This window comes from Agromyces intestinalis (genome assembly GCF_008365295.1).
In the GTDB taxonomy this organism is placed as follows: domain Bacteria; phylum Actinomycetota; class Actinomycetes; order Actinomycetales; family Microbacteriaceae; genus Agromyces; species Agromyces intestinalis.
The window spans coordinates 487835-501364 of the sequence record NZ_CP043505.1 but is presented as its reverse complement, the minus strand read 5'-3'; the positions used below and the strand labels follow the sequence as shown (position 1 = coordinate 501364).

The following is a 13530-nucleotide window of genomic DNA, read 5'->3' as shown; positions in this document are numbered from 1 at the left end:
GCGTGGTACGTTCTCGATCGCGATCAATCCGAATCGAACGAGTTCGAACAGGAGTGCGCCGATGAAGTCGTCTCCGACGTCTGGCGAGCCTTCCGCGCGAGCGGCGATGACGTCATTCGGCATCGAACGCCGAGAGCGGATCCTCGCTGAAGTACGCCGCAGGGGCGCCGTCCGTGTAGCCGAACTGGCCGTCGAGCTGGGGGTGTCCGAGCTCACGGTCCGCCGTGACATCGGCGTGCTCGCCGATCGCGCCCTCGTGACCCGCGTGCATGGCGGTGCGGTGCTCCGCAGCGAGCTGGACACGACGGTGCCGCGCGGCGCGGCCTCGGTCACGCCGTCGCGGTATCGCATTGCGATGGTCGTGCCGTCGCTGAGCTACTACTGGCCGCAGGTGACGCTGGGTGCTCGATCGGCGGCCGCAGAGCTCGGTGTCCAGCTCGTCCTTCGGGGCGCGAGCTATTCCATCGAGGATCAGCGCCGCCAGATCGTCTCGCTGCTGGAGCGCACACAGGTGCACGGGCTGATCGTCGCTCCGGATACCGAGGGGCCCGAGGGGTATGCGCTGCTCGAATGGCTCGGTCGGCTTCCACTCCCGGTCGTGCTGACGGAGCGGCGGGTGCCGTCGGGGCTGAGCTTCCTCGAACTCGACTGCGTGCGCACCGATCACTCCGTCGGGGCGAGCCTCGCGGCGCGCCATCTCGCGGCCCGCGGCCATGTTCGAGTGGGACTGATGACGTCGCGTCGTTCCCCGACGTCCAGGCACTTGCGTCAGGGCTGGCGAGCGACCGTCGCCGACCTCGGCATGGAGAACGTGGTCGATCTCGAGCTCGAGGAGAGCGTCGGGTTCGCTGAGGCGTTCGTGGGCATCGATGCACTGCTCGAGGAGGTGCGCTCCCGTGTCTGCACGGGGATGCTGATCCACGCCGACCCGCATGCGCTGCTCGTGCAGCAGCGCGCGCTCGAACTCGGCTGGCATCTGCCCGAGGACTTGGCCATCGTGGCGTACGACGACGAGGTCGCCGACAGCGGGCACCCCCCGATCACGGCACTCGCTCCGCCCAAGCAGGAGGTCGGCCGCCTCGCCGTGGAGACGCTGGTCGCACGTCTCGAGCAGAGCCGTCGACCGGTGCTGCGCGTCGAGCTGATTCCCGACATCCGGCTGAGGGAGTCCTCGCTCGCGTGACGGCGAGGCCCCGTCCCAACCCTCGCCCACCCGCGCGGAAGTAGACTCGATCCGTGCCTGCAGTGAATCTCGGTCTTCCGAAGGTCCCCGAAACCCTGGCCCCTCGGCGCAAGTCGCGCCAGATCAAGGTGGGCAAGGTGCTCGTGGGCGGCGACGCCCAGGTCAGCGTGCAGTCGATGACCACGACGCCGACGACGAACATCAACGCGACGCTGCAGCAGATCGCCGAGCTCACCGCGTCGGGTTGCGACATCGTGCGCGTCGCGGTGCCGAGCCGCGACGACGCCGAGGCGCTGCCGATCATCGCGAAGAAGAGCCAGATCCCGGTCATCGCCGACATCCACTTCCAGCCGAACTACGTGTTCGCCGCGATCGACGCCGGCTGCGCCGCGGTGCGCGTCAACCCGGGCAACATCCGCAAGTTCGACGACCAGGTCGGTGAGATCGCCCGGCGCGCGAAGGAGGCGGGCGTGTCGCTGCGCATCGGCGTGAACGCGGGCTCGCTCGACCCGCGCCTGCTGCAGAAGTACGGCAAGGCGACGCCCGAGGCGCTCGTCGAATCGGCCGTGTGGGAGGCGAGCCTGTTCGAAGAGCACGACTTCCACGACTTCAAGATCTCGGTGAAGCACAACGACCCCATCGTCATGGTGAAGGCCTACCGCCTGCTCGCCGAACGCGGCGACTGGCCGCTGCACCTCGGCGTCACCGAGGCCGGCCCCGCGTTCCAGGGCACGATCAAGTCGGCGACCGCGTTCGGGATCCTGCTGGGCGAGGGCATCGGCGACACCATTCGCGTCTCGCTCAGCGCACCGCCGGTCGAAGAGGTGAAGGTGGGGCTGCAGATCCTGCAGTCGCTGAACCTGCGCGAGCGCAAGCTCGAGATCGTATCGTGCCCCTCCTGCGGGCGCGCGCAGGTCGACGTGTACAAGCTCGCGAACGACGTGACCGCCGGTCTCGAGGGCATGAGCGTGCCGCTTCGCGTCGCCGTCATGGGCTGTGTCGTGAACGGCCCCGGCGAGGCGCGCGAGGCCGACCTCGGCGTCGCGAGCGGCAACGGCAAGGGCCAGATCTTCGTGAAGGGCGAGGTCATCAAGACCGTGCCCGAGGCCGAGATCGTCGAGACGCTCATCGCCGAGGCCAATCGCATCGCCGATGAGATGGGGGGCGACGCGCCCGTCGGCTCTCCCACGGTCGTCACCGCCTGAACCGGGGCTGCGGGCGCACCGGTCGAGGCGTACGGTCGGGTGCAGGTGGATGCCACGGGGCATCCGTCGACCGGGAGGGGGCCGCGATGAGCGGAGACGGTTCGCAGTTCGAGTACCCCGACGAGGCGGGGTACCCCGACGGCGCGGGCACGCTGCACGAGGGCACGGACGAGGCCGACGGCTCGGCGGGTGGCGGCGACGGCGACGGGCAACGGATCGAGGCCGAGATCGACGACTTCGCGATGCAGGACGAAGAAGACGTCGACGGCGACTGACCACGTCGAAGGCGGTCCGCGTGAGGCGAGGCATCCGGCCTGAATAGAATCATCGGGTGCCCACTCGCCTGACGAACTTCTTCCTCCGCACCCTTCGCGAAGACCCGGCCGACGCCGAGGTCACGAGCCACCGCCTGCTCGTGCGCGCCGGCTACATCCGCCGGCAGGCGCCCGGCATCTTCGCGTGGCTGCCGCTCGGCCTGCGCGTGAAGGGCAAGATCGAACGCGTCATCCGCGAAGAGATGGAGCGTGCGGGCGCGCACGAGGTGCACTTCCCGGCGCTGCTGCCGCGCGAGCCCTACGAGGTGACCAACCGCTGGACCGAGTACGGTGACGCGCTGTTCCGCCTGCACGACCGAAAAGGCGCCGACTACCTGCTCGCGCCGACGCACGAAGAGGCCTTCACCCTCCTCGTGAAAGACCTCTATTCGTCCTACAAAGACCTACCCCTGACGATCTACCAGATCCAGGACAAGTACCGCGACGAGGCGCGTCCGCGCGCGGGCCTGCTGCGCGGTCGCGAGTTCACCATGAAGGACGCGTACTCGTTCGACGTGTCCGACGCCGGCCTCGACGCGAGCTACCAGGCGCAGCGCGACGCGTACGAGCGCATCTTCGCGCGGCTCGGCCTCGACTACGTCATCGTCCAGGCCGACGCTGGCGCCATGGGCGGGTCGAAGTCCGAGGAGTTCCTGCACCCGACCCCCGTCGGCGAAGACACCTTCGTGCGTTCGGCGGGCGGGTACGCCGCGAACGTCGAGGCGTTCACCACGGTCGCGCCCTCGCCCGTGCCGTTCGACGAGCTGCCCGAGCCGGTCGTGCTCGACTCGCCGAACACGCCGACGATCCAGACCCTCGTCGACCTCGCGAACGCCGAGTACCCCCGCCCCGATGGGCGCGCGTGGACGGCCGCCGACACGCTGAAGAACGTCGTGCTGGCGCTGACCCACCTCGACGGCTCTCGCGAGGTCGTCGTCGTCGGCATCCCCGGCGACCGCGAGATCGACCAGAAGCGCGTCGAGGTCGCGTTCGCGCCGGCCGAGGTCGAGGCGGCCACCGAGGCCGACTTCGCGACGCGTCCTGGACTCGTGAAGGGCTACATCGGCCCGTGGTCGCCCACCGGTGACGGCGCGGTGCTCGGCGCAGAGTCCTCGACCGGCATCCCCTACTTCCTCGACCCGCGCGTGGTCGACGGCACCGAGTGGATCACCGGCGCGAACCTCGACCAGAAGCACGTCTTCGGCCTCGTCGCGGGCCGCGACTTCGTCGCCGACGGCACCGTCGAGGCCGCGAACGTGCGCGCCGGCGACCCCGCACCCGACGGGTCGGGCCCGGTCGAGCTCGCACGCGGCATGGAGATCGGGCACGTCTTCCAGCTCGGCCGCAAGTACGCCGAGGCGCTCGGGCTCAAGGTGCTCGACGAGAACGGCAAGCTCGCGACCGTCACGATGGGCTCGTACGGCATCGGCGTGACCCGCATCCTCGCGATCATCGCCGAGCTGCACAACGACGACAAGGGCCTCATCTGGCCGGCGTCGGTCGCGCCCTTCGACGTGCACGTGCTGGCCACGGGCAAAGACCAGGCCGCGTTCGACGCCGCCGAGCAGGTCGTCGCCTCGCTCGAGGCCGCGGGCCTCGACGTGCTCTACGACGACCGCCCCAAACTGTCGCCGGGCGTGAAGTTCGCCGATGCCGAGCTGCTCGGCATCCCGAAGATCGTGATCGCCGGCCGCGGCGTCGCCGAGGGCGTGGTCGAGCTGTGGGATCGCGCGACGGGCGAGCGCACCCCGGTCGCGATCAGCGAGGTCGCGGACGCGCTCACGGCCTGAGACGAGCAGCAGGGCATCGCGGATGACTCGGGTCGAGTCATCCGGTAACGTAGTGAGGTCCGCAGCGAGGGGATGCGGCATGAGAGCTGAATAGAGGAGGCCGGCAATGGATATCGACCTCAGCGTGCTCCGCATGATGGAGCGCGAGAAGGAGATCCCGTTCGACGAACTGGTGCAGATCATCGAGCAGGCGATCTTGATGGCCTACCTGAAGCACACGAACCCCGCGCAGCACGGGCATCAGAACCCGAACAACGCTCGCGCGCATCTCGACCGCAAGACCGGCCACGTCTCGATCTACGTGTCCGAGTTCGACGATGAGGGCAATGTCATCGGCGAAGCCGAGGACTCGCCGAGCGACTTCGGCCGAATCGCGGCGTTCGCCGCGAAGCAGGTCATCAATCAGCGGTTGCGCGACATCGCCGACGATGCGGTGCTGGGCGAGTTCCGCGGGCGCGAGGGCGACATCGTCGCAGGGGTCATCCAGCAGGGTCCGAACCCGCGGATGGTGCACATCGACCTCGGCACGGTCGAGGCGATCCTGCCGCCCGAAGAGCAGGTGCCCGGCGAGGAGTACCCGCACGGTCAGCGCATCCGCGTGTACGTGACGAGCGTGGCGAAGGGGCTGAAGGGCCCGTCGATCACCGTCTCCCGCACGCACCCGGCGCTGGTGCGCAAGCTGTTCGCGCTCGAGGTGCCCGAGATCGCGTCGGGCGTCGTCGAGATCGTCTCACTCGCCCGCGAGGCGGGGCACCGCACGAAGATCGCGGTACGCGCCAACCAGCCGGGCGTGAATGCCAAGGGTGCGTGCATCGGCGAGCTCGGTCAGCGCGTGCGCGCGGTGACCGCTGAGCTCGGCAACGAGAAGATCGATATCGTCGACTGGTCGGACGACCTCGCCACGTTCGTCGCGTCGGCGCTGTCGCCGGCGAAGGTGACGAACGCGTTCGTGGTCGACGAGTCGGTGAAGGCGGTCCGCGCACTCGTGCCCGACTACCAGTTGTCGCTCGCGATCGGCAAGGAGGGGCAGAACGCGCGCCTCGCCGCCAAGCTCACGGGCGCGAAGATCGACATCCAACCCGATTCCGCCGAGTAATCGGCGGTGGTGCGCGGCCGTCGGCGAGGCATCCCGGCGGGTCCGCGCATCACGGAGGTGTACGATGGAACCCGTCAGAACGTGCATCGGTTGCCGAGCGCGTGCCCCGCGATCCTCACTTCTGAGGGTCGTCGCCCAGGATTCCCATCTCGTCGCAGACGTGGCGGCGGTGCGTCCGGGGCGAGGCGCGTGGCTGCACCCGACGCTGGACTGCTTCCGACTCGCTGAGCGGCGACGTGCTTTCGGGCGCGCACTGCGGGTGGGCGGAATGCTGGACACCAGCGAACTAGAGAACAGGCTGAACGGCTAATGGACAACTAATGAGCGGCTCGAAATGAGACCCGTCCGTTAACTATGGTCTGCCCCTGTCCGGGTGCAGGCCCGGAACAGGAGAGAAGTGGCTGCCAAACCACGCGTACACGAGATCGCGTCCGAGCTCGGAGTCGACAGCAAGGTCGCGCTCGAGAAGCTCAAGCAGATGGGCGAATACGTCAAGGGCCCGTCGTCGTCGATCGAGCCGCCCGTCGCCCGTCGGCTGAAGGCCGCGCTCGAGGCCGACGGCGCCGCCAACACGGCGGCCGCGGCTGCTGCGCCCGCCGCAGCACCGAAGGCGTCGGCCAAGCCGGGGCCGAAGCCCGGCCCCAAGCCACCGGCCGCGCCGGCCGCCGAGGCGGCTCCGGCCGCGCCGGTCGCCGACGCGCCGATGTCCGTCGCCGAGCGCCAGGCGCAGGCCGAGAAGGCGCTGGCAGAGAAGGCCGCCGAGAAGGCGGCAGAGCAGGCTGCTGAGCGGTCGACCGAGACCACCGCACCGACAGATGTCCCGACCGCACCGGCTGCCGCGTCGCCGAAGCCGAACGCTCCGCGTCCCGCGGCGGGCCCGAAGCCCGGTGCTCCGCGCCCCGGCAACAACCCGTTCTCGAGCTCGCAGGGCATGGGTCAGCGCCCGGCGGCCCCGCGTCCGGGGAACAACCCGTTCTCGAGCTCGCAGGGCATGGGTCAGCGCCCGAGCCCCGGCAACATCCCGCGGCCGCAGGCGCCTCGTCCCGGTTCGCCGCGCCCCGGCGCACCGCGTCCGGGTGGCGCAGGTCGTCCCGGCGGTGCCGGTCGTCCGGGCGGTTTCCAGCGCCCGGGTGGTGCCGGTGCCGGTGCGGGCCGTCCCGGCGGCTTCGGCGGTCCGCGTCCCGGCGGTGCCGGTGGCGTCGGCGGCGCTCCGCGTCCGGGTGGCGGCTTCGGCGGCCCGCGGCCCGCGGGCGGCGGCGGTCGTGGTCGTGGCCCCGGTGGTGGTACCGCCGGTGCGTTCGGTCGCGGCGGCGGCAAGAGCAAGGCTCGCAAGTCGAAGCGGACGAAGCGGCAGGAGTTCGAGATGCGGGAGGCTCCGTCGCTCGGCGGCGTGAGCGTGCCCCGCGGCGATGGCGGCACCGTCATCCGACTGCGTCGCGGCGCCTCGATCTCCGACTTCGCCGACAAGATCGACGCGAACCCCGGTTCGCTGGTCACGGTGCTCTTCCACCTCGGCGAGATGGCGACCGCGACCGAGTCGCTCGACGAGGCCACGTTCCAGGTGCTCGGCGAAGAGCTCGGCTACAAGATCCAGATCGTCTCGCCTGAAGATGAGGACCGCGAGCTCCTCGAGGGCTTCGACATCGACCTCGATCAGGAGCTCGAGGACGAGACCGACGAAGACCTCGAGCAGCGTCCTCCGGTCGTCACCGTCATGGGTCACGTCGACCACGGCAAGACGCGCCTCCTCGACGCCATCCGCAACGCGAACGTCGTCGCCGGCGAGGCCGGTGGCATCACCCAGCACATCGGTGCGTACCAGGTGCACACCGAGCACGAGGGCATCGAGCGTGCGATCACGTTCATCGACACCCCGGGCCACGAGGCGTTCACCGCCATGCGCGCCCGTGGTGCGCAGGTCACCGACATCGCGATCCTCGTGGTGGCCGCCGACGACGGCATCATGCCGCAGACGATCGAGGCGTTGAACCACGCCCAGTCGGCCAACGTGCCGATCGTGGTCGCGGTGAACAAGATCGACAAGCCCGACGCCAACCCGGCCAAGGTGCGCCAGCAGCTCACCGAGTTCGGCCTCGTGGCCGAGGAGTACGGTGGCGACGTCATGTTCGTCGACGTCTCGGCTCGCGAGAACATCGGCATCCAGGAGCTGCTCGACGCGGTGCTCCTCACGGCCGACGCCGGGCTCGACCTCCGTGCGAACCCGAACAAGGACGCCCGCGGTGTCGCGATCGAGGCGAAGCTCGACAAGGGTCGGGGCTCGGTCGCGACCGTGCTCATCCAGTCGGGCACGCTGAAGGTCGGCGACGCGATCGTCGCGGGCACGGCCTACGGCCGGGTCCGTGCGATGGCCGACGAGAACGGCGACCCGGTGACGGCCGCGACGCCGTCGCGTCCGGTGCAGGTGCAGGGCCTGTCGAGCGTGCCGCGCGCCGGCGACACCTTCCTCGTCACCGAGGACGACCGCACGGCCCGCCAGATCGCCGAGAAGCGCGAGGCAGCGCAGCGCAACGCCCAGCTCGCGAAGGCGCGCAAGCGGATCTCGCTCGAGGACTTCACGCGTGCCCTCGAAGAGGGCAAGGTCGAGGCGCTCAACCTCATCATCAAGGGCGACGTGTCGGGTGCCGTCGAGGCACTCGAGGAGTCGCTGATGAAGATCGAGGTCGACGACTCGGTTCAGCTGCGCATCCTGCACCGCGGTGTGGGTGCCGTGACCGAGAGCGACATCGACCTGGCGACGATCGACAACGCGATCGTCATCGGGTTCAACGTGCGCCCCGACGTGAAGGCGCGCGAGCGCGCCGCCCGCGAGGGCGTCGACGTGCGCTTCTACTCGGTCATCTACAACGCCATCGACGACATCGAGGCTTCGCTCAAGGGCATGCTCAAGCCCGAGTTCGAAGAAGTGCAGTCGGGTGTCGCCGAGATCCGCGAGGTCTTCCGCTCGTCGAAGTTCGGCAACATCGCCGGTGTCATCGTGCGGTCGGGCACCATCACCCGCAACGCGAAGGCACGAGTCATCCGCGACGGCGTCGTGGTCGGCGACAACCTGGCGATCGAGTCGCTGCGTCGGTTCAAGGACGACGTCACCGAGGTCCGCACGGACTTCGAGGCGGGCATCGGCCTCGGCAAGTACAACGACATCCAGGTCGGTGACGAGATCGAGACCATCGAGATGCGCGAGAAGCCTCGCGCGTAGTCGGAGCGGTCGGGGGCGGCGGAGCCGCCCCCGACCTCGCCCCGAGAAGGAGCACTGCAATGGCTGATCCCCAGCGCGCCAGAAAGCTGGCCGATCGCATCAAGGAGATCGTCGCCCGACGGCTCGACAAGGGCCTTCGCGATCCGCGACTCGGGTTCGTGACGATCACCGACGTGCGGGTCACGGGTGACCTGCAGCATGCGAGCATCTTCTACACCGTGTACGGCACCGATGAGGAGCGGAAGGACTCGGCGGCGGCGCTCAAGGCGGCCACCGGGATGCTCCGCACCGAGGTGGGGCGCAACATCACGGCCCGTATCACCCCGAGCCTCGAGTTCATCGCCGACGCGATCCCCGAGAACGCCGAGCACATCGAGGCGCTGCTGCGCGAGGCGCGCGAACGCGACGCCGAGACCACGGCGCTCGCCGAGAACGCCGAGTACGCCGGCGAGGCCGACCCGTACGTGAAGCCGCGCGAGCTCGACGACGAGTCCGAGGACGACGCCGACGACTGGGACGAGATCGACGACGAGGCAGCCGACCTCGCCGATGACGCGGAGGCCGGCGGCGCCCGCTGACACGGAGGCCGGCGGCGCCCGCTGACGCCGGTCGCTGACGCCGGTCGGCGTCGCGCTGCGCCCGCTAGCTCGGCAGCGCGTAGCCGTCGTCGGATGCCACGGCGAGGCCGTCGGCGACCAGCGTGCCGAGCACGCGATCGAGGCGGGCCGCGTCCGCGTCGAGCGGTGCGAGCTCATCGCGCGCGACCGGTCGGTGCGAGCCGCGGAGTTCCCGCATGATGCGTCCGCGCAACTGCCGGTCGCTGCCCTCGAACCGCGCCTGGGTGCGACGCTTCGGGCCGTGATGCGCGGGGTACCCGGCGGCGCGCCACGCGCAGAGGTCGGCGACGGGGCAGGCATCGCATCGAGGAAGTCGTGCGGCGCACACCGTCGCGCCCAGTTCCATCGCGCCCGCGTTGAACGCGCGCGCCGCGGCCGGGTCGGCCGGCAGTACCGCCGACATCGCCGCCAGGTCGCGCGCTGCGGACGGCGGCGCGGCCTGCGCGCGACCATCGACGACCCGGGCGAGCACACGTCGGGTGTTGGTGTCCACGACCGGATGCCTCGCTCCGAACGCGAACGCGGCGACGGCGCGTGCGGTGTAGGGGCCGATGCCCTGCAGGGCGAGCAGCGCGTCGAGGTCGTCGGGGACCTCGCCGCCGTGCCGTTCGACGATCTCCGTCGCCGCGCGGTGCAGCCACAGCGCGCGGCGCGGGTAGCCGAGCCGGTCCCACGCGCGCACCGCTTCGGAGGGAGGCACGCCGGCGAGGTCGGCCGGCGTCGGCCACCGGAGCATCCATTCCTCCCACTTGGGCTGGACCCGGGCGACCTGGGTCTGCTGCAGCATGAACTCGCTGACCAGCACGGCCCAGGGCGAGACGTCGGCTGCGCGCCACGGGAGCGGGCGCGCAGCGCCCGCGAACCACGCCACGACCCGGTCGGCGAATTCGGCGGGCGAGCGGGGCATCCCATCAGCGTAGGTGGTCGATGGCGCAGCCGGATGCCTCGCGCGCGCACCGCTTGCTCGCCTACAGTCTGAACATGCGACTCGTGACGACGCCACGCGTGACCTACCTGCGAGGGCTCGCCGAGGAGATCCTCGCGCGCTACGGCCGCGGGCGCATGATCGTGGCGATCGACGGGCCGGTGCAGAGCGGCAAGAGCGCCCTCGCCGACGACCTCGCCGCGGTGCTCGAGGAGCGCGATCACGCGGTGTTCCGGGCCCGCATGGAGGACTTCCACCGCTCGCGGGCCGCGCAGGCCGAATTCGGGGCGGACACGCCCGAGCGATACTGGCGATACGGGTTCGACGAGTCGGCACTGCGGCGCTCGCTCGTCGAGCCGTTCCGGCTCGCGGGTTCCGCGGCCTTCGTCACCCGCGTGTTCGACCCGGCACGCGACGCGTGGGTCGAGCCGAAGTGGCTCACTGGGCCCGAGGACGCGATCCTCGTGGTGGATGGCCGGTTCGTGCTGCGCGAGCGGCTCGCCGACCTGTGGGACGTCGCGATCGCCGTCGACGGGGATCCGGTGGATCCCGCCGACGTGCTCGCCTACGCGCACCGCGACCCGCGGTCGGTCGCCGACGTGGTCGTCTCGCTCGCCGATCCGGCGTATCCGTTGTCGATCGTCCACTGAACTCCCCCTATTCGGGGTACAGAAATCACAATTCCTGTGCAGTCGCTGATCGGACGCTGCACTTTTCGCCATACTGAGAGCAACAACCCCCCAATCGGCATCCCCGAACCCGCTTCCTTCGTTCCGACCCGCTCTGCGGCGCGGCGCCCGCGCTTGCCGCGACTGCAGCCGCGCCTCGCGGCGCGCTGTCCGCAGCGGTGCGGGTCGCGCGGTTCGTCGACGCCGTCGGACCCTGGAGAGCACACCGAATGAGCATCAATCGCGCCTTCGCGGCGCAACCTGCCCCCGGTGCCGATCGCGCGCGTCGACGCGCACGATCGAGCCGTAGCCTCAGCCGCATCGCGGCCGCAGTCGTCTCAGCAGCGCTCGGCCTCGGGGTCGCGCTCGTCGGCGTCGCGGCACCCGCTGCGGCGCACACGGGAAACCTGCACGCGGACGCGGTGTGCAACCCGGCGACCGGTGAGTACGACGTCACCTACACGCTCACGCTGGAAGCCGTTCCCGGCGAGAAGCAGGGCACGACCATGTGGCGCATCGGCACGACCGAGTTCGAGTCCACACCGAGGAGCAACGCCGGGATGGACCGCGGTCCCGTGATCTCGACGGGCAACCAGACCGTCGAGCTCGGCACGCAGAAGCTGCCCGGCACCACGAAGACAGGACCGTGGGTGTACGCGTTCACGTCGTGGGGGTCGACCACGAAGGGCTCCGACGGTCGGGTCCAGAACCTCCCCGGCGATTGCGTCGCCACCCCGAGCCCGAGCCCGACGCCGACGCCGGCTCCGGTGCTCGAGGTCGCGACGGGGCTGTGCGAGGCCGATGTCCCGCGGATCCACGTCCGGGCAACCGTGCCGTCGACGACCGCCGAGTCGAAGGTCTCGCTGGTCATCACCGACGGCACCGATGAGGCGAGCATCGAGTTGCCGGCGCCCGATGCGAACGGCCTCATCGACGCGACCCCGCTCTGGCCCGGTGCATCGGTCGACGACGAGACGGGCGAGCCCACCGGATGGCCCGGCTGGAAGCAGCGTGCCGACGGCACCTGGGAGCAGACGGACGAGAACTTCGCCTGGACCCGCGATGCCGCGCTGCAGGCGTACCTCGACGTGAGCCGCGAGGCCCTGGTCGACGATCTCGTCTATCCCGCGTTCACCCTCGAGTGCTCGGCGAATCCCGGGATCGGTGGCGGCGACGGCGGTGCGGTGGCTCCGCCGACGCCGACGCCCACGCCGGCCGCGGTGAGCCCTGTTGCTGCGGTCCCGTCCGCCGGCGGCAGCGGCCTGGCCGAGACCGGCTTCGCCGGCGGCACGATCGCGATCGTCGCGGGCGTGATCGTGGTGGTCGGTGCGGCCGTCGTCGTGATCGCCGCGGTGCGTCGCAAGCGCACGGTGGCCGCCACGACCGGTGAGTCGACGCCGACCGAGTAGCCCACGGTTTCAGCGACGGGGGTCCGGTTCGCCGGGCCCCCGTTCGCGTCCCCACCGCTCAGCTCCGCAGCGCCTCAGTTCGGCAGCGCCGCTCAGTTCGGCAGCACCGCTCAGTTCCGCAGCACCGCGACGACCCGCTCGACGGGCAGGAACCCCTCGCGTTCGACCTCGTGCACGAGCTGGACGAGTGCGCGGTTGACGGGGGCGTCCGACCCGATCGCCTCGGCCTGGCGCACGACCGCGCCGTTCAGGAAGTCGATCTCGGTCGGCTGGCCGCGCCGTACGCTCTGCTGCGTCGAGCCGAGGTTCGGCACCGACCCCAGGTATGCGAACAGGGTGCGGGGCAGGCGCTGGCCGATCCAGAGCGGCATCCGCGCGAACCGGCGGAGCCGGCGGTCGTCGAGTCCCTGGAGCGAGCCGAATCGGATGCCTCGGGCGATGCCGATCCGCACGGTCTCGCGCATCGACGCGGTGATCACCCGTCGCAGGAGGCGGTTGCTCAGCGCCTCCTGCACGCTGCGCCCGACGATCGCGGGCACGGCGTTGACCATGTTCACCACGAGCTTGGTCCACTGGGCGCCGCGGAACCCGCCGATCGCCGCCACGGGCACCGCCTCCGAGAGCACCTCGGCGATGCGTCGCGACTCGTCGTCGGGCGGCCCGTCGCCGCGGCCGAGGAAGCTCTCGGCGGTCGAGGTGACCCGTACCGATCCGGGTTCGGTGTGGTTCGCGGCGATGATCGACAGCAGGCCGAGGCACGACGAGCGGGGCAGCAGCTTGGCGGCCGTGTCGACGCCGTCGAGACCGTTCTGCACGACCACCACCGTCGCGCCGTCGATGACCTCGGCATTCGCGGTGATCGCGGCCTCGGCGTCCTGCGCCTTGGTGCACACGAGCACGAGGTCGGGGCGGCGGGTGAGGAGCTCGGATGCCTCGACGCGCGCGTGCACGTCGCCGTAGCCGCCCGTGAGCTGGATCCCGCCGTCGCGGATCGCCGCGAGGCTCGCGCCGCGTGCGGTGACCTCGACGTCGTGTCCGGCCTGGTGCAACAGCGCCGCGAACGTGCCGCCGAGGGCGCCCGCCCCGATGATGCCGATCCGCATCCC

General features: G+C 70.6%; 12 protein-coding genes. 10 read left to right on the top strand and 2 right to left on the bottom strand.

Going from position 1 to position 13530, the window contains the following annotated elements:
* Nucleotides 1-61: 61 nt before the first annotated feature.
* The 8 genes from FLP10_RS02430 (at nt 62) to rbfA (ending at nt 9383) form a co-directional block, all read left to right on the top strand.
* Entirely contained in the window at nt 62-1183 is a 1122-nt protein-coding gene (locus tag FLP10_RS02430; protein ID WP_342780554.1) for a LacI family DNA-binding transcriptional regulator, read from the top strand.
* A 53-nt stretch (nt 1184-1236) separates the two neighbouring features.
* On the top strand, nt 1237-2388 hold the full coding sequence (ispG, locus tag FLP10_RS02425; RefSeq protein WP_210418462.1) for a flavodoxin-dependent (E)-4-hydroxy-3-methylbut-2-enyl-diphosphate synthase: 1152 nt from the start codon (nt 1237-1239) through the stop codon (nt 2386-2388).
* A gap of 86 nt (nt 2389-2474) precedes the next feature.
* Nucleotides 2475-2663, top strand: a complete 189-nt coding sequence (locus FLP10_RS02420) for a hypothetical protein (RefSeq protein ID WP_149159420.1) — start codon at nt 2475-2477, stop codon at nt 2661-2663.
* A gap of 56 nt (nt 2664-2719) precedes the next feature.
* Complete coding sequence (locus tag FLP10_RS02415) at nt 2720-4492, top strand: proline--tRNA ligase (RefSeq protein WP_210418461.1); 1773 nt, start codon at nt 2720-2722, stop codon at nt 4490-4492.
* Between the two features lie 106 nt (nt 4493-4598).
* A complete protein-coding gene (gene nusA, locus FLP10_RS02410; protein ID WP_149159419.1) occupies nt 4599-5588 on the top strand; it encodes a transcription termination factor NusA in 990 nt (329 codons plus the stop codon).
* 64 nt (nt 5589-5652) lie between these two features.
* A complete protein-coding gene (locus FLP10_RS02405) occupies nt 5653-5898 on the top strand; it encodes a YlxR family protein (protein WP_149159418.1) in 246 nt (81 codons plus the stop codon).
* Between the two features lie 87 nt (nt 5899-5985).
* Entirely contained in the window at nt 5986-8805 is a 2820-nt protein-coding gene (gene infB, locus FLP10_RS02400) for a translation initiation factor IF-2 (RefSeq protein ID WP_149159417.1), read from the top strand.
* A gap of 59 nt (nt 8806-8864) precedes the next feature.
* A complete protein-coding gene (gene rbfA, locus FLP10_RS02395) occupies nt 8865-9383 on the top strand; it encodes a 30S ribosome-binding factor RbfA (protein ID WP_149159416.1) in 519 nt (172 codons plus the stop codon).
* A 64-nt stretch (nt 9384-9447) separates the two neighbouring features.
* Here the strand turns inward: rbfA and FLP10_RS02390 are convergent, their stop codons facing one another.
* Nucleotides 9448-10329 (bottom strand): HhH-GPD family protein, encoded by an 882-nt coding sequence (locus tag FLP10_RS02390; protein WP_149159415.1) that lies wholly within the window; start codon nt 10327-10329, stop codon nt 9448-9450.
* A gap of 74 nt (nt 10330-10403) precedes the next feature.
* Between FLP10_RS02390 and FLP10_RS02385 the strand changes: the two genes are divergently transcribed.
* Nucleotides 10404-10997, top strand: a complete 594-nt coding sequence (locus tag FLP10_RS02385; RefSeq protein WP_149159414.1) for a nucleoside/nucleotide kinase family protein — start codon at nt 10404-10406, stop codon at nt 10995-10997.
* 248 nt (nt 10998-11245) lie between these two features.
* On the top strand, nt 11246-12424 hold the full coding sequence (locus tag FLP10_RS02380; protein WP_149159413.1) for a hypothetical protein: 1179 nt from the start codon (nt 11246-11248) through the stop codon (nt 12422-12424).
* Between the two features lie 110 nt (nt 12425-12534).
* Here FLP10_RS02380 and FLP10_RS02375 read toward each other — a convergent pair whose 3' ends face one another.
* Nucleotides 12535-13527, bottom strand: coding sequence for a ketopantoate reductase family protein (locus FLP10_RS02375; RefSeq protein WP_149159412.1), 993 nt, complete (start codon nt 13525-13527; stop codon nt 12535-12537).
* Between the last annotated feature and the right edge of the window lie 3 nt (nt 13528-13530).

Excerpts from the sequence above, each read along its gene's own strand:
- FLP10_RS02430 (WP_342780554.1), top strand. The coding sequence starts at position 62 with ATGAAGTCGTCTCCGACGTCTGGCGAGCCTTCCGCGCGAGCGGCGATG.
- FLP10_RS02420 (WP_149159420.1), top strand. The coding sequence starts at position 2,475 with ATGAGCGGAGACGGTTCGCAGTTCGAGTACCCCGACGAGGCGGGGTAC.
- nusA (WP_149159419.1), top strand. The coding sequence starts at position 4,599 with ATGGATATCGACCTCAGCGTGCTCCGCATGATGGAGCGCGAGAAGGAG.
- FLP10_RS02405 (WP_149159418.1), top strand. The coding sequence starts at position 5,653 with ATGGAACCCGTCAGAACGTGCATCGGTTGCCGAGCGCGTGCCCCGCGA.
- rbfA (WP_149159416.1), top strand. The coding sequence starts at position 8,865 with ATGGCTGATCCCCAGCGCGCCAGAAAGCTGGCCGATCGCATCAAGGAG.
- FLP10_RS02390 (WP_149159415.1), bottom strand. The coding sequence starts at position 10,329 with ATGCCCCGCTCGCCCGCCGAATTCGCCGACCGGGTCGTGGCGTGGTTC.
- FLP10_RS02385 (WP_149159414.1), top strand. The coding sequence starts at position 10,404 with ATGCGACTCGTGACGACGCCACGCGTGACCTACCTGCGAGGGCTCGCC.
- FLP10_RS02380 (WP_149159413.1), top strand. The coding sequence starts at position 11,246 with ATGAGCATCAATCGCGCCTTCGCGGCGCAACCTGCCCCCGGTGCCGAT.
- FLP10_RS02375 (WP_149159412.1), bottom strand. The coding sequence starts at position 13,527 with ATGCGGATCGGCATCATCGGGGCGGGCGCCCTCGGCGGCACGTTCGCG.